The sequence below is a fragment of the Caecibacteroides pullorum genome (assembly GCF_019239235.1).
Taxonomy (GTDB): Bacteria; Bacteroidota; Bacteroidia; order Bacteroidales; family Bacteroidaceae; genus Bacteroides; species Bacteroides pullorum.
Window position 1 is genome coordinate 43,306 of sequence record NZ_JAAZTS010000014.1, and the last position, 14,866, is coordinate 58,171.

The 14,866-nt window shown below is 54.0% G+C and carries 13 protein-coding genes and 1 pseudogene; 6 read left to right on the forward strand and 8 right to left on the reverse strand.

Annotation, left to right across the window (positions count from 1 at the left end):
* Positions 1-52: 52 nt before the first annotated feature.
* Both HF894_RS10160 and HF894_RS10165 read left to right on the forward strand, forming a co-directional pair.
* Entirely contained in the window at positions 53-1,105 is a 1,053-nt protein-coding gene (locus HF894_RS10160) for a sensor histidine kinase (protein ID WP_204972145.1), read from the forward strand.
* A pseudogene (locus HF894_RS10165) lies at positions 1,098-1,911 on the forward strand (LytR/AlgR family response regulator transcription factor). Before HF894_RS10160 ends, HF894_RS10165 begins: the two are co-directional and overlap by 8 nt.
* A gap of 7 nt (positions 1,912-1,918) precedes the next feature.
* Here the strand turns inward: HF894_RS10165 and HF894_RS10170 are convergent.
* Positions 1,919-4,243 carry a heavy metal translocating P-type ATPase gene (locus tag HF894_RS10170; RefSeq protein ID WP_204972147.1) on the reverse strand — a complete coding sequence of 775 codons (2,325 nt, stop codon included), beginning with the start codon at positions 4,241-4,243 and terminating at the stop codon, positions 1,919-1,921.
* 103 nt (positions 4,244-4,346) lie between these two features.
* A complete protein-coding gene (locus tag HF894_RS10175) occupies positions 4,347-4,925 on the reverse strand; it encodes a helix-turn-helix domain-containing protein (RefSeq protein ID WP_204972149.1) in 579 nt (192 codons plus the stop codon).
* A 229-nt stretch (positions 4,926-5,154) separates the two neighbouring features.
* Between HF894_RS10175 and HF894_RS10180 the strand changes: the two genes are divergently transcribed.
* On the forward strand, positions 5,155-6,036 hold the full coding sequence (locus HF894_RS10180) for a hypothetical protein (RefSeq protein ID WP_204972151.1): 882 nt from the start codon (positions 5,155-5,157) through the stop codon (positions 6,034-6,036).
* Positions 6,037-6,317: 281 nt separating this feature from the next.
* Here the strand turns inward: HF894_RS10180 and HF894_RS10185 are convergent, their stop codons facing one another.
* The gene (locus HF894_RS10185; protein ID WP_204972153.1) at positions 6,318-7,091 is read right to left on the reverse strand and encodes a biotin--[acetyl-CoA-carboxylase] ligase; all 774 of its coding nucleotides are present in this window, start codon (positions 7,089-7,091) and stop codon (positions 6,318-6,320) included.
* Positions 7,092-7,120: 29 nt separating this feature from the next.
* Complete coding sequence (locus HF894_RS10190; RefSeq protein ID WP_021847782.1) at positions 7,121-7,486, reverse strand: YraN family protein; 366 nt, start codon at positions 7,484-7,486, stop codon at positions 7,121-7,123.
* 85 nt (positions 7,487-7,571) lie between these two features.
* Here HF894_RS10190 and HF894_RS10195 point away from each other — a divergent pair, with 85 nt between their 5' ends.
* On the forward strand, positions 7,572-7,805 hold the full coding sequence (locus HF894_RS10195; RefSeq protein WP_021847781.1) for a hypothetical protein: 234 nt from the start codon (positions 7,572-7,574) through the stop codon (positions 7,803-7,805).
* 69 nt (positions 7,806-7,874) lie between these two features.
* Positions 7,875-8,306, forward strand: coding sequence for a nucleoside deaminase (locus HF894_RS10200; protein ID WP_021847780.1), 432 nt, complete (start codon positions 7,875-7,877; stop codon positions 8,304-8,306).
* Positions 8,307-8,380: 74 nt separating this feature from the next.
* On the opposite strand, the gene HF894_RS10205 is transcribed toward HF894_RS10200, so the two are convergent.
* The 4 genes from HF894_RS10205 to HF894_RS10220 all read right to left on the reverse strand — a co-directional run bounded on the left by HF894_RS10205 (position 8,381) and on the right by HF894_RS10220 (position 10,854).
* Entirely contained in the window at positions 8,381-8,896 is a 516-nt protein-coding gene (locus HF894_RS10205) for a hypothetical protein (protein WP_204972155.1), read from the reverse strand.
* Positions 8,897-9,092: 196 nt separating this feature from the next.
* A complete protein-coding gene (locus HF894_RS10210) occupies positions 9,093-9,386 on the reverse strand; it encodes a DUF4834 family protein (RefSeq protein WP_021847778.1) in 294 nt (97 codons plus the stop codon).
* A 63-nt stretch (positions 9,387-9,449) separates the two neighbouring features.
* Entirely contained in the window at positions 9,450-10,157 is a 708-nt protein-coding gene (gene pssA / locus HF894_RS10215; RefSeq protein ID WP_204972157.1) for a CDP-diacylglycerol--serine O-phosphatidyltransferase, read from the reverse strand.
* 10 nt (positions 10,158-10,167) lie between these two features.
* Positions 10,168-10,854 (reverse strand): phosphatidylserine decarboxylase family protein, encoded by a 687-nt coding sequence (locus tag HF894_RS10220; protein WP_204972159.1) that lies wholly within the window; start codon positions 10,852-10,854, stop codon positions 10,168-10,170.
* Between the two features lie 178 nt (positions 10,855-11,032).
* Here HF894_RS10220 and dnaE point away from each other — a divergent pair, with 178 nt between their 5' ends.
* Complete coding sequence (gene dnaE, locus HF894_RS10225; protein ID WP_075318050.1) at positions 11,033-14,830, forward strand: DNA polymerase III subunit alpha; 3,798 nt, start codon at positions 11,033-11,035, stop codon at positions 14,828-14,830.
* Positions 14,831-14,866 lie beyond the last annotated feature (36 nt).

The following is a 14,866-nucleotide window of genomic DNA, read 5'->3' on the forward strand; positions in this document are numbered from 1 at the left end:
CTTGTATCCGATAAAGGGAAAGGATTTAGGAATATAGCTGATTTTTAATGTTATGCAACCGAACAGCCGACAATACCTTGGGGACATCCTGCTCTACTCGGGGCTGGGATGTTTCTCCTATTTCTTCCTGGTACGCTTTGCCGATATTCCCTTGCGCTATCAGGACCGCCTGCTCACGCCCGAAGCCTTCGTGGCCGTGATGCTCCTGTTCAACGGCGTGGGGCTGGGCATGCGCTACATTCAGTTGAGGCTTCGGCGCAGCTATCCGACGTTCCTCGGCAGCCGTCGGCAGATGGTACTATTCTTTGTCTTGTCGGGCGCCTTTCTTTTCCTGCTCAATTACCTGTTGCTGGTATCTGTAAAGCTCTTGCTTGACATGCCGCATCCTTTCCAGCTGGTTTATAAGGGGACGCGTCTGCTGCTCATCACGTGGTTGACGGAGCTAGTCATTGTCAGCCAGTCGGTCAGCAACCGCTTCTACAAAGACCTGCTTGCCGCCTACCGCCGTACGCGCCAGCTGGAAGAAACAGCCTTGCGGGCCCGCTACATGGCCTTGCAGACCCAGCTCAATCCGCACTTTCTGTTCAACAGCCTCAATACGCTGGTGGCTGAGATTGAATACAATCCGCAGGGAGCCGTCAGCTTTACGCGCAACCTTTCCGATGTCTACCGTTACATCCTGGCCTGTCAGGACAAGCGGCTGGTGGGCTTGCGCGAGGAGACGGAATTTGTCGATACCTACGTGGAGCTTCATCGGGTGCGTCTGGGCGATTGTCTGACGGTAGCTTGGCAAGTGGATGAGGCTGTGCGCGAGGATGCGCAGCTGCCTCCGCTCACCCTGCAGGTGCTGGTGGAGAACATCGTGAAGCACAACGTCATCAGCCCTTCACGACCGATGGCGGTGGAAGTGGAGGTCGTGTCGGACGAGGAAGGATTCCCTTGGCTGCGTGTGTCCAATCCTTTGCGTCCCAAGCTGGGAGCCGTTTCGGGCGGGCATGGGCTGGACAACCTGACGCAACGCTATCGCCTGCTTTGCGGCAAGGAGATTCGTGTGCAGAAGGGAGAAGATTGTTTTACTGTAAAAGTTCCGTTGTTGTATGAATGATGTTCAGACAGACGCCTGGAGCGGAAAGAAGATACGGGCCGCCATCATCGAAGACGAGTTGCCTGCCGCCCGCCTGTTGCAGGGGATGCTGGCCGAGTTGCGCCCCCCAGTGGGATATCCTGCTCCTGCCGGGTACGGTAGAGGAGGCCGTACAATGGTTTGCCACCCATCCGCATCCCGACATCCTTTTTCTCGACATTCAGCTGGCCGACGGCCTCTCGTTCTACTTCATCGAGCAGGCCCGCCCCGAGAGCATGATTGTTTTTACTACTGCCTACGACGAATATGCCGTCCGTGCCTTTACCGTCAACAGCATCGATTATCTGCTGAAGCCTGTCCGTCGTGAGCGCCTGGCCGATTCGCTTGAGAAGTTCGAACGCCTGACCGCTCCCCGCATTCGTGAACAGAATGAGCGGATGGATATGTAGGAGCTGCTTCGGATGCTGGCCGACCGCAACGCCTGTCCTTATCGAAAGCGTTTCCTCGTCAACGGTGCACGGAGTCTCTATACCTTGGCTGTGGATGACGTGTGCTACTTCTATTCGGAAGAGAAAGTGACCTTTGCCGTGACGGCCGACCGCCGCACACACATCATCGACCTGCCGCTCACGAAGCTGGAAGAACAGCTCGACCCGCGTCGCTTCTTTCGTGTCAGCCGCCAGTTCATCCTTTCGGCCGATTGTATCCGCGACATCGAGCCTTACTTCAACGGCAAGATGGTCGTGCACGTCACGCCTCCCTTCGACGGCAGCGTTCAGGTGAGCCGCGAACGGGTGGCGGCGCTGAAGGTGTGGCTCAACAGTTGATTTCTTTTTACAGCCGGCATCGTTTCAACCGCAGGCTGTTTGTCACCACGCTGACGCTGCTGAACGCCATGGCCGCCCCGGCTATCATGGGGTTGAGCAGGAAGCCGCAGACGGGGTAGAGCACACCGGCGGCGACGGGCACACCTATTATATTATAGATGAAGGCCCAGAACAGATTCTGCCGGATGGTGCGCACGGTGAGGTGGGAGAGGCGCAGGGCTTCAGAGAGCTTGCCGAGGTCGCCCTTCAGCAAGGTGATGCCAGCTACGTCCATGGCGATGTCGCTGCCCGTACCCATGGCGATGCTCAGGTCAGCCTGTGCCAGGGCAGCGCTGTCGTTGATGCCGTCGCCCACCATTGCGACGGTTTTCCCCTCTTGTTGAAGGCGGCTGATGTAGGCTGCTTTTTCTTGTGGCAGCACGTTTGCGCGGTAGTGGCGGATGCCCGTTTGCGCGGCGATGGCGCGGGCAGTGGCTTCGTTGTCGCCCGTCAGCAGATGGACGTCGATGCCTTGGCGTTGCAGGCGGTGGATAGCTTGGGCTGAGGTGGGCTTCACGCGATCAGCGATGGCAGCTACGGCCAGGGCTTCGTGTTCATCGGCCAGCCAGATGACGGTTTGCGCTTCGGCTTCCAGGCGGTTGGCCTCCTGCGCTAGTTGCGGGTCAATGGTAATTCTCTGTTCTTCCAGCAGGCGACGGTTTCCGATGTAGTAGCGTGTACCGCCGACGCGACCGCGGATGCCTCGTCCCGTGAGGCTTTCAAATTCTTCAGTTGGAGAAATATTTTTTTCTAACTGGGGAAAAATATTTTCCCAGTAGCGGACAATAGCCTCGGCCAGCGGATGTTCGGAACGCTTCTCCAGTGCATGGAAGGCGGCGGCGTGGCGCTCGTCTTCGTGTCGCCAGCGGAGGATGGTCACCTGCGGACAGCCTTCGGTCACGGTGCCCGTCTTGTCCAGCACGACGGTGTCCACCCGGCGGGCGCGCTCCAGGCTCTCGGCGTCCTTGATGAGGATGCCCTGCTCGGCCCCCTTGCCGATGCCCACCATGATGGCCGTCGGTGTGGCCAGCCCCAGGGCGCAGGGGCAGGCGATGATGAGTACCGTCACCAGTGCCAGCAGGCCGTGGGTGAAGCCGTCGGTTGGAGCCAGCAGCACCCAACCGAGGAAGCTCAGCAGGGCAATGGCCATGATGGTGGGGACGAAGATACCTGCAATACGGTCCGCCAGCTTCTGCACAGGGGCTTTGCTGCCCTGTGCATCCTGTACGGCACAGATGATGTGGGCCAACAATGTATCGTGTCCCACCTGCTCGGCGCGGAAGACGAAGCTGCCCTTCTGGTTGATGGTGCCCGCCAGTACGCGGTCGCCTGCGCGCTTGCCCACGGCCAGCGGTTCGCCGCTCAGCATGCTTTCGTCTACGTACGACTCGCCGCTTACCACCGTGCCGTCTACGGGCACGCGTTCGCCGGGCTTCACCAGAAGCAGATTGCCGACGGTGACCTTCTCCAATGGATAAGATTCTTTTAATGAAGAATGAGGAATGAAGAATGAAGAATTTCCTTGCGGACTGTCAGGTGCAGCGCAGCCTGATTCTTCATTCTTCATTCTTAATTCTTCATTTACCAGCGTTACCGTCTGTGGTTGTAGCCCCATCAGCTTCTTGATGGCATCGGCTGTCCGGCTCTTGGCGCGAGCCTCGAGCAAGCGGCCCAGTAGGATGAAGGCGATGATGACGGCCGAAGCTTCGAAATAGACGTGCGGTTCGATGCCCCGCGACCGCCAGAAGTCGGGGAAGAAGAGGTTGAATACGCTGAACAAGTAGGCGATGCCGGTGCTGACGGCCACCAGCGTGTCCATGTTGGCCGAGCGGTGCTTCAGCAGGCGCCAGGCGTTGGCGTAGAAGCCGCGGCCCAGGCCGAAGACTACGGGTGTGGCGAGCAGCCACATGGCGTAGTTGGCATAGGGCAGGTCCATGAAAGCCATGCCGATGACGGCCACGGGCAGGGCGAGGGCGATGGCCCACACGGTGCGCCGTTTCAGCGCGCGGTATTGGCGCAGTTGTTCCGCTTCCTTGTCTTCCGCCTCCGAGGGTGCGGGTGTTTCCTGTTGGGGAGTCAGGCCGAATCCCACGGCCTCTACGGCCTGTTGCAGGGCTGCGGCATTGCAGGCCGACGGGTCGTAGGTCACCGTGGCTGTTGCTGTGGCCAGGTTGACAGCGGCCTGGACCACGCCCGGCTGCCGGCTCAAGGTCTTTTCCACGCGGGCGGAGCAGGCGGCGCAGCTCATGCCCTGTACATCGAAGTTCTGTTGGATGGTATGTTCGTTTTCCATTGCTGACGGTTGGTTTTGGTGTTTACGTCTGCAAAGGTATGGCGGACTTCCCAGTCGGTTGTTATGGAATTCGGGGAATAAGTTATAAGATTGTGTCTTTATCTCAGATTTCGTCCAGCGGCCTGCGACGTTTCTCTTTCTGTTGCCTGAATTGCGTGGGGGTGAGGCCTGTCACGCTCTTGAACTGCGCGCTCAGGTAAGCGGTGCTCGAGTAGCCCAAGCGGTCGGCTATCTCGTTCAACGTCAGTTCGCCATAGGTCAGCAGCTCTTTGGCTCGCTCTATTTTCTGGGCGATGACATACTTCTCGACGGTGGTGCCTGTGGCTTCGGAGAACAGCTTGCTCAGTGTGCCGTAGTCTTTGCCGAGGGCGTGGGCCAAGTAGTCGGACAGGTTGGTCTGAAGGGGCGCATCCGTGGGCTGGTGAATGAGGCCGACGATGAGGTCCTTCATCTGTTGCACCGTCTGCATCCGGCGATCGTCTATCAGTTCGAATTCTAAGGTTTCCAACGTTTCCTTTACCCGCAGACGGAGGTCGGGTGTCAGCTCTTCGGCGGTGACGGCGATACCCAGCTCCACAGACAGCGGATGCAGGCCCAGCGTGCGCAGGGCGTTGTCCACGGCCAGGATGCAGCGGTGGCATACCATGTTCTTGATGTGTAGCGTATGGCTTTCGTCTGTCATCGGGATGCAATACTTTGTTGTTGCAAAGGTAGTGAAAGGTGAGCGCAGAAACAAATTGAAAACGTGGTTTTCATTTGTTTTTGCCGAACCGCCTCCTGCCTTTGCAAAAGGTGAATGCAATAGACGGCTGAGTTGGCAATGAAAATGAAAGTTAAATGTCCGAGAAACTTCGGGAAACGTTTCATCCTTTCACCACAAATCCTTTCCTTTGTAGGAAAAACATCCCGACATGAAAAAACTGTTTCCTTTTGTCTTGCTCTGCTTGGCGTTGCTGTCGCTCGGGCTGGGTGCCTGTTCCGATAAAGATGACAGTGTTCCACGTATCCAACTGGCGTATGAAAACCCGAATGAAGTTTTCGATAACGAAAACCCTTGTATCTCTCTGTGGGCTTTTGAGACGACCGACCGTGTGTATCTCATACAGGGTGGTGACGGGAATTTCCGTTTGGAGATTAGCAACGACGAGGTAGTGCAGGCCCGTTGCGAAGGAAGCAAGCTCTTTATCCGTCCGCTGAAGGCCGGAAAGGCGGAAGTCCTTATCCGTGACGGTTACGGATGGGATTATCTTTTGTCGGTCACAGTGGGTTTTCCCTATTATCTCTATGGCGTGATAGACAACCGCGTGATGTTGCAGGGCGCAGGGCTGACCGATGAAGAGAAGAGCGCGCTGGAGCAGGAGATGCTGGGGGCTTCTTCGGGGCCTGCCGTCGTCAAGGGTTATACGTTGGTCTATCAGAACGAAGCGATGAATGCGGGACAGCTGGTTATCGGTTCTTCGCGCTATGTCTTCGATGCTTCGGCCGAGCCCATCGGACTCGAAGACCCTCTGGAGCTCAATGTGCGGACGACTGACGGTTTTGCACGCAAGTTTTTCTTCGAACGCTTCACGCCCGTCCGTCTGTCGTCGGGCAACCATTCGGACGAACTGTTTTTGAGCGAGTCCAATGGCGGCGTTTCGCCTGATACGCGTCATTTCAATTCGGCTCCCCACTTCCGTTGTGTGGTTTCGGACCGTACTTCTCTCTATCGGGAACGTTATCCGGCGTTGGAGCATGCCTATCATGTGCAGGTGGTCATTGAACAATATGAAGGATTGACCTCCGAAGAATAAAGTCTCCGGCCTCGGGCCGAAGGGATTGTATGGAAGAATTTCGGGCCGTCGGACATTCCGCCGGGCTGTCCCAACGCTCGGAGAAGCCGTCGGACATTCCGCCGGACTGTCCTAACGCTCGGAGAAGCCGTCGGACTTTCCGCCTGGCTGTCCCAACGCTCGGAGAAGCCGTCGGACATTCCACCTGGCTGTCCCAACGCTCGGAGAAGCCGTCGGACATTCCGCCGGACTGTCCGAACGCTCGGAGACCCCGGAGAACAGTTTTCTTGACATTTCCGGTATCAGAGGATGTATTGCACCTCCTTGAAGAGGTAGCGGCGCAAGCGTCCCGCCTCGTCTTGCAGGACGAAGCGTCCGTCCGGCTCCACGTCGGCCAGGCGGGCTAGGAAGCGTCCGTCGGCATCTTCGTAGGGGTGCAGACCCTCGCGGCGGAAGAGGGCGTCGGCGTATCGGCGGGCAATGGAGGCGGCAAAGCGTCCGTCGGTGTCGCGGCGCAGGGCTTCGTAATAGGTGTGCAGGCGGCGCAGGAAGCCGTCGAGGACGGTCGGCGCGTCGTAATCACGGCCCGTAATCTGCTTCAGCGAAACGGGGTTGGGCGCGGGGCTGCGGAAGACGGTCTGGTTCAGGTTGATGCCGATGCCGGGGATGCAGCGGCCGATGCGGTTGCCCTCCAGTACATTCTCGATGAGCATGCCGCAAATCTTTTTCTCGTGCCAGTAGATGTCGTTGGGCCATTTGATGGAGATGCCTTCCGTGTAGGTGTCCAGCTCTTCCTTGACGGCCAGCGAGACAATCTGCGACAGGACGAACTGGCGGCGTGCCTCGACGAAACGGGGATAGAGCATGGTGCTGAACAGGAGGTTCTGCCCGGCTTCGGACTCCCACGAGTTGCCGCGTTGGCCCTTGCCCGACGTCTGGAAGCGGGCGGTGACGGTAGTATATTCGGCAGGGGCGGATGGGGCGTTGTCGCACAGGTCGCTCAAGTAACGGTTGGTCGAGTCGGTTTCTTCCAGCCCGATGATTGGGAAGGAGGGTTGTTCGGAAGTTGCTGTCATTTTGGTCTTGTACGTAAAATTCATTAATTTCAGAATTGTGGCGGATAGAAAGCATTCTCCAGATGCTCGATCTGGAACGGAGGCCGGTCGCCGACGGCCGTGACGATGTCGAAGCGGACGGGCAGATCGATACCAAAATGCTTGATATAGGCATCGGCTGCCACGACAATGTGGCGCACCTTTCGCCAATCCACGGCCTCCTGCGGCTCCTTGTACTCGGTGTTGGTGCGGGTCTTCACCTCGACCACCACCAGCTCGCCTTCGTGCATGGCCACGATGTCCAGCTCCAGGCGGTTCTTGCGCCAGTTGCGGTGGAGTATCGTGTAGCCCTGGCGCTCCAGATAGGCTGCTACAGCGTCTTCGCCTTCCTTACCCAGTCTGTTGTGTGCTGCCATATTGCCTTCTTTTTTCTTCTTGGGAGACAAATTTACGCTTTTTCTGCTTTGAAATTACAGCAGGAACACTAATTTTGCAGGAAATATGAGAAAGAGAGACAAAACGTGTGCGAAAGCAACGCCCGACGAGCCCAAACGCGAACAGCGCATCGTGTGCCTGATGAGCGAAGAGGAACTGCGGATTGTAGACCGTTATCTGGAGAAGTACAAGATAACCAACAAATCGCGCTGGTTCAGGGAAACTATTCTCATGTTCATCCACAAGAATATGGAGGAAGACTATCCGACCCTCTTCGGCGAGCACGACATGAGACGGTAATTTGTCAGCAAGCAAATGTATCGGCTTTAACTTCTTTAACTTCCCTAACTTCTTTAACTCCTGACCAATATGGACGACCAATTCTACATGAAGCAGGCTTTGGCCGAAGCACGGAAGGCGGCTGAGCGCGACGAAGTGCCCGTCGGTGCAGTCGTGGTATGCAAGGACCGCATCATTGCTCGTGCCCACAATCTGACCGAAACCCTGACAGACGTGACAGCCCATGCGGAGATGCAGGCTATTACAGCCGCGGCGTCGGCTCTCGGCGGCAAGTATCTGAACGAATGTACGCTCTATGTAACGGTGGAACCGTGTGTGATGTGTGCCGGTGCCATCGCTTGGGCGCAGACAGGCCGTCTCGTCTTTGGCACTGCGGACGAAAAGCGGGGCTATCAGCGCTATGCGCCGCAAGCCCTCCATCCTAAAACGGTGGTAGTGAAAGGCGTGATGGCCGACGAGTGTGCCGCCCTGATGAAAGAATTCTTCCAACGGAAACGGTGAAGTGGGGGGATAGTTGGCGTTAACGGTTAGTGTTAGCTTCTAATTTTCCGGTCTGTTAAATGGAAAAGCATCAATTAAAAGTGGGGAAACGAATAGCCGATTGACAGGAATACGCTCTGACTTAACTCTCTCTTTGGCACATAGAATTTCTGTCCATTGGCCAACGTAATATTTCTGCGCCCGGAATAGTAGTCAAGATTGGAGAGGTAATATCCTCCTCTGAGTATGAAACGGCCAATGGCAAAGTTGACGGAAGCTCTTGCGTTCCAGTAGAACCACTGGAGCCCTTTATTGGGAAATCGTCGGTAATCTACGGTTTGACTGACTGACCCAGCAAATTCCTTGATTTCATACGTTAAAGAGTTTCGAAATGGGCATGCCAGACTGAGGCCAGGCTCTATCTGGAAGCAAAGGCGATAATCGTTGTCCGTACTTTCCCAGACGGTGGGAGATTTCAAAACTACAGACGGCTTGAATATGATCCATCGGATGTTCCTTTCATTGTCTGTGAGTTCAGCCTTCTGTCCGTCAATGGTGGTCTGACGACTCGGTTGGTTGTATTGGCTGGTTAATTCCAATCCAAATGCCACCCCGAGATACTTATGGAAAAGCCAGCTTACGGATGGCTCAAGTTGCCATGCTGGTTCGTTATTGAGATAGAGTCCTCCGTATAGGTCTGCTGTGAAGGTCGGTTTATCGTCTTGGGCATGTACGGCAGTTCCGCAGCACAATAATAGTAGAGCAGTTAAAATTATCGAATGTTTAGTCATTCCCGTCTTTTCAGTATTATTCCTTTATCTCTTCAAAGTCTACATACTCTCCGTCATCCTTGGAGAAGATACGTTCCTTATGTTTGATGTGTATTTCACCTTCTTCGGGGCGGATGCCGTCGGTCGTGTCGGTCGAGGTACGTGATGATTGCCGGTTGTCTCCGTAAAATGTATAGCTTCGGAAGTCCTGCGAAGACGTTTTTTTCCGTCCGAGTCCGAAGATGCCGCGTACAATACTACCGATAATACTGAGACCGATAATCAGTATTGCTATAATGAGTATAAACAGAAATCCTAAGAAATGTAACATGTGTATTGAGTGTTTAAGTTGGTTCTGATAACACTACTACAACAATCGTGCCAGACGGAAAGTTTATTTCTTCCGGCCGGTAAACCATGACAGCAGGATGTACCAGACAATGCAGGTGGCAAAACCGCGCACTTGCAAGGTCGCTAGGAAGTAGATGCAGAGCAGCAGGAAGATGAAGCTCACTTTGTTGTCCTTCCACGACAGGTTCTTGAACTTCAGTGAGAACATCGGAATCTCCGATACCAGCAGCCAAGAGAAGAGGCAGACCAGTGCCAGCAGTCCGAGCGGATGAACACTGCCGCCGGTCAGTATCGGATGGTAGCCCGCTACGAGCGAGGCCCAGAACAACGCGTTGGCAGGCACAGGCAGACCGATGAAAGAAGTCGTCTGGCGCGTATCGTTGTTAAACTTCGCCAGGCGCAGGGCCGAGAATACGGAGATGAGGAAAGCCGAGTAGGGAAGCCAGGTCGCCGTGCCTTCCATATAAGCGGGGTAAGGCATCTCCTTAAACAGGGAGAAGACGATGAGCGACGGTGCCACGCCGAAGCTGATGTCGTCGGCCAACGAATCCAAATCTTTGCCGATAGGGGAATGTGCATCCAGCGCACGTGCGGCCAATCCGTCGAAAAAGTCGAACACGGCACTGATGATGATAAACAGCAGCGCCAGTTCGTAGCGGCTTTCGAAGGCCATCACGCCGGCGATGCAGCCCGAAAACAAGTTCAGGCAGGTCAGTGCGTTAGGAATATGTCGGGTGATGCAGTTAGCCATAACTTGGATATTATTTTAGTTTGGCAATGACAGTTTGGTTACCCGTTGTCAATTGCCCCAGTTTGACAAGTACTTCTGTTCCTAAAGGCAGGTAAACATCTACACGAGAACCAAACTTGATGAAGCCCATATGTTCATCGATGTAGCATTCTTCGCCCGTCTCGGCATAGGTGACGATACGGCGTGCCATGGCTCCAGCTATCTGGCGTGCCATTACTTCTATGCCTTCGGGAGTTTCGATGACTACCATCGAGCGCTCGTTGTCCGTACTGGCTTTGGGCAGCCACGCTTTCATGAATTTGCCGTTTTGGTGTCCCACTTTCTTGATGGTGCCGTCTACGGGATACCAGTTAGCGTGTACGTTGACCAGACTCATGAAGATAGAAATCATCAGACGACGGTCGTGAAAATATTCGTTTTCCTCGACTTCTTCAATAACTACAATTTTCCCGTCGGCAGGGGCTACTACGACCTTTTCAGTGTCTTGACCGAAAAGGCGAATTGGGCAGCGGAAGAAATTTACCAATATGCCGTATACGATAAGACTGATGGCTCCGACAATATAAAATGGAACTTTGTTATTTAGTCCGAAATATAAGGCGGAGTTGACTACCAATAGCAGCAACAGGCTTCCGATCAGTGTGTGAGTCCCCTCACGGTGTATACGTATTTTTTTTAGTCTTTTTAGTCTGCCCATGTAAACCCGCGTTTATAGAGTTGTTTTGGAATTAGTAATTACTTGCAAAAATAGGGCTATTTTAAAAATCTAACAAGAATTTGGGAAAGAAATGCGTCTACAAGTAATTTTTTGAGGATTATTTTGGCTGAAAAATGGATAGATTGTACCTTTATGCTCCAATTTGAAAGGAGATTTTATGCAAGATTTTGTTCATCTACATGTACATACTCAGTATTCGTTGCTGGATGGCCAGGCCAGTGTCAGCCGCCTGGTGGACAAGGCTATGAAGGACGGTATGCGAGGCATCGCGGTGACCGACCATGGCAACATGTTCGGCATCAAAGAATTCACCAACTACGTTAATAAGAAGAACGGTGGTCCGAAGGGAGAAATCAAGGACCTGAAGAAGAAGATGGCCGACATCGAGAGTGGTAAGGAGGAATGCGAGGACAAGGAAGCCGCACTGGCAGATTGCCGGGAGAAAATCGCAGCGGCGGAAGCTCGTATCTTTAAACCTATTATCGGTTGTGAGATGTACGTAGCACGTCGTACGATGGACAAGAAAGAAGGTAAACCCGACCAAAGCGGCTATCACCTGGTGGTGTTGGCTAAAAATGAGAAAGGCTACCACAACCTTATCAAGTTGGTGTCGCATGCTTGGACGCAGGGTTATTATATGCGTCCGCGTACCGACCGAAACGAACTGGAGAAGTATCACGAAGGGCTGATTGTCTGCTCCGCCTGCCTGGGTGGTGAAATTCCCAAGAAGATTACCAACGACCTGTATGAGGAGGCCGAAGAAGCCATCCGCTGGTATAAGAACCTCTTTGGCGACGACTTTTATCTGGAGTTGCAACGCCACAAGGCTACCGTGCCGCGGGCCAATCACGAGGCCTATCCCATGCAGCAGAAAGTGAATGCCAAGCTGCTGGAGTACAGCAAGAAGTTTGGTGTCAAGCTGATTTGTACGAACGACGTCCATTTCGTAGACGAAGAGAACGCTGAGGCACATGACCGTCTCATCTGCCTCAGTACGGGCAAGGACCTTGATGACCCTACCCGCATGCTTTACACTAAGCAAGAATGGATGAAGACCAAGGCTGAGATGAACGAACTTTTTGCCGATGTGCCTGAAGCCCTGGCAAATACGCTTGAGATTCTCGATAAAGTGGAGTTCTATTCCATTGACCATGCGCCCATCATGCCTACCTTTGCCATCCCCGAAGACTTCGGTACGGAGGAGGAATACCGCAAGAAATATACCGAACAGGACTTGTTCAACGAGTTCACCCGCAATGAGAACGGCGAAGTGGTGCTTGACGAGGAGGCTGCTAACGCCAAGATCAAGCGTTTGGGAGGCTATGAGAAGCTGTATCGTATCAAGTTGGAGGCCGACTACCTGGCCAAGCTGGCATTCGATGGTGCCAAACGTCTTTATGGCGATCCGTTGAGTGAAGAAGTGAAGGAGCGTCTAGTGTTTGAGCTCTATATTATGAAGACGATGGGTTTCCCGGGTTACTTCCTTATCGTGCAGGACTTTATCAATGCCGCCCGCACCCAGCTCGGCGTATCCGTGGGGCCGGGACGTGGTTCGGCGGCCGGTTCGGCGGTGGCCTACTGCTTGGGCATCACGAAGATAGACCCCATCCAGTACGACTTGCTGTTCGAGCGTTTCCTGAATCCTGACCGTATCTCCCTTCCCGATATCGATGTGGACTTCGATGACGACGGCCGCGGCGAGGTGCTCCGCTGGGTGACCGAGAAATACGGACAGGAGAAGGTGGCGCATATCATTACTTACGGTACCATGGCTACCAAGTTGGCCATCAAGGATGTAGCACGTGTGCAGAAGTTGCCTTTGTCTGAGTCCGACCGCTTGTGCAAGCTGATTCCCGACAAGATTCCCGACAAGAAGCTGAACCTGCCCAATGCCATCGAATATGTACCCGAACTTCAGGCGGCCGAAGCTTCGCCCGACCCGTTGGTGCGCGATACCATCAAATATGCCAAGATGCTCGAAGGCAACGTGCGTGGTACGGGTGTGCATGCCTGTGGTACCATCATCTGCCGCGACGACATTACCGACTGGGTGCCCGTCAGTACCGCCGACGACAAAGAAACGGGCGAGAAGATGCTCGTCACCCAGTACGAAGGTTCGGTCATCGAAGATACCGGCCTGATCAAAATGGACTTCCTGGGACTGAAAACCCTGTCTATTATAAAGGAAGCGGTGGAGAACGTTCGTCTGCACCGCGGTATCAATATTGATATCGACAAGATATCTATCAACGACCCTGCCACTTACAAACTCTATTGCGATGGCCGCACCATCGGAACCTTCCAGTTCGAGTCGGCCGGCATGCAGAAGTACCTGCGCGAGCTTCAGCCCAGCACGTTCGAGGACCTCATCGCCATGAACGCCCTCTACCGTCCGGGTCCTATGGACTATATCCCCGACTTCATCGACCGTAAATGGGGACGCAAGCCAATTGAATACGATATTCCCATCATGGAGAAGTACCTGAAGGATACGTATGGCATTACCGTCTATCAGGAGCAGGTGATGTTGCTTTCCCGTCTGCTGGCCGACTTTACCCGTGGTGAGTCCGATGCTCTTCGTAAGGCGATGGGTAAGAAGTTGCGCGATAAGTTGGATCACATGAAGCCGAAGTTCATCTCCGGCGGGCAGAAGAATGGCCACGATCCCAAGGTATTGGAGAAAATCTGGGCCGACTGGGAGAAGTTTGCCTCCTACGCCTTCAACAAATCGCATGCCACATGCTATTCGTGGGTAGCCTATCAGACAGCCTATCTGAAAGCTAACTATCCTGCCGAGTACATGGCAGCCGTCATGAGCCGAAGCCTCTCGGACATCACTACCATCACCAAGCTGATGGACGAATGCAAGTCGATGGGCATCAAGGTGCTGGGACCCGATGTAAACGAGAGTAACCTGAAGTTCACCGTCAACCCCGAAGGCAACATCCGTTTCGGGCTGGGTGCCGTGAAGGGAGTGGGCGAGGGCGCCGTGCAGAGCATCATGGAAGAACGTGAGAAAAACGGCCCTTATACCGGTATATTTGACTTCGTGCAGCGTGTCAACCTCAATGCCTGCAATAAGAAGAACCTCGAGTGTCTGGCTTTGGCCGGAGGTTTCGACAGTTTCCCTGAACTGCGCCGCGAACAGTATTTTGCTCTCAACTCCAAGGGAGAAGTCTTCTTGGAATCACTCGTACGCTATGGTAACCGTTATCAGGCTGACAAGGCGGCAGCTGCCAATTCGCTTTTCGGTGGCGAGAACGTGGTGGATATTGCTACGCCTGAAGTGCCCGATGCCGAACGGTGGAGCGACCTCGATCGTCTGAACAAAGAACGCGATTTGGTGGGTATTTACCTCTCTGCCCATCCGCTGGACGAGTATGCCGTCGTGCTGGAGCATGTGTGCAATACTCATATGGCCGAACTCGAAAATAAGGAGTCACTTGTGGGACGCGAAATTACCATGGGTGGTATCGTCACTGCCCTGCGCCGTGGTACCAGCAAGAATGGTAACCCTTATGGCATTGCTAAGATAGAAGATTATTCAGGTGCGGCCGAGATACCCTTTTTCGGTAATGACTGGGTTACTTATCAGGGTTACTTAGGTGAACGTACCTTCCTCTATATAAAGGCACGTTGCCAGCCCAAGCAGTGGAGGCAGAATGAGCTTGAGCTGAAGATTACGTCCATTGAGCTGTTGCCCGATGTCAAGGAGAAGCTGATTAGCAAGATCACTATCCTCATTCCTCTTACGGTGCTCAACACGGAATTGGTGAACGAACTGGTGGATCTCACGAAAGAGCATCCTGGTTCTACGGAACTCTATGTCAAGGTTTCCGATCCTGAGACGAAGATGACGCTCGATATGGTATCACGTCCGGTGAAGCTCTCTGTGGGGCGTGAGTTGATTTCTTATTTAAAAGAACGTCCGGAACTGGATTTCCGAATAAATTAGTTCTCTTTACATAAGATAGGATGCGTCTCAGCAAAA

Excerpts from the sequence above, each read along its gene's own strand:
- HF894_RS10160 (WP_204972145.1), top strand. The coding sequence starts at position 53 with ATGCAACCGAACAGCCGACAATACCTTGGGGACATCCTGCTCTACTCG.
- dnaE (WP_075318050.1), top strand. The coding sequence starts at position 11,033 with ATGCAAGATTTTGTTCATCTACATGTACATACTCAGTATTCGTTGCTG.
- HF894_RS10190 (WP_021847782.1), bottom strand. The coding sequence starts at position 7,486 with ATGGCAGCACACAACAGACTGGGTAAGGAAGGCGAAGACGCTGTAGCA.
- HF894_RS10170 (WP_204972147.1), bottom strand. The coding sequence starts at position 4,243 with ATGGAAAACGAACATACCATCCAACAGAACTTCGATGTACAGGGCATG.
- HF894_RS10180 (WP_204972151.1), top strand. The coding sequence starts at position 5,155 with ATGAAAAAACTGTTTCCTTTTGTCTTGCTCTGCTTGGCGTTGCTGTCG.
- HF894_RS10200 (WP_021847780.1), top strand. The coding sequence starts at position 7,875 with ATGGACGACCAATTCTACATGAAGCAGGCTTTGGCCGAAGCACGGAAG.
- HF894_RS10195 (WP_021847781.1), top strand. The coding sequence starts at position 7,572 with ATGAGAAAGAGAGACAAAACGTGTGCGAAAGCAACGCCCGACGAGCCC.
- HF894_RS10220 (WP_204972159.1), bottom strand. The coding sequence starts at position 10,854 with ATGGGCAGACTAAAAAGACTAAAAAAAATACGTATACACCGTGAGGGG.
- pssA (WP_204972157.1), bottom strand. The coding sequence starts at position 10,157 with ATGGCTAACTGCATCACCCGACATATTCCTAACGCACTGACCTGCCTG.
- HF894_RS10175 (WP_204972149.1), bottom strand. The coding sequence starts at position 4,925 with ATGACAGACGAAAGCCATACGCTACACATCAAGAACATGGTATGCCAC.
- HF894_RS10185 (WP_204972153.1), bottom strand. The coding sequence starts at position 7,091 with ATGACAGCAACTTCCGAACAACCCTCCTTCCCAATCATCGGGCTGGAA.
- HF894_RS10210 (WP_021847778.1), bottom strand. The coding sequence starts at position 9,386 with ATGTTACATTTCTTAGGATTTCTGTTTATACTCATTATAGCAATACTG.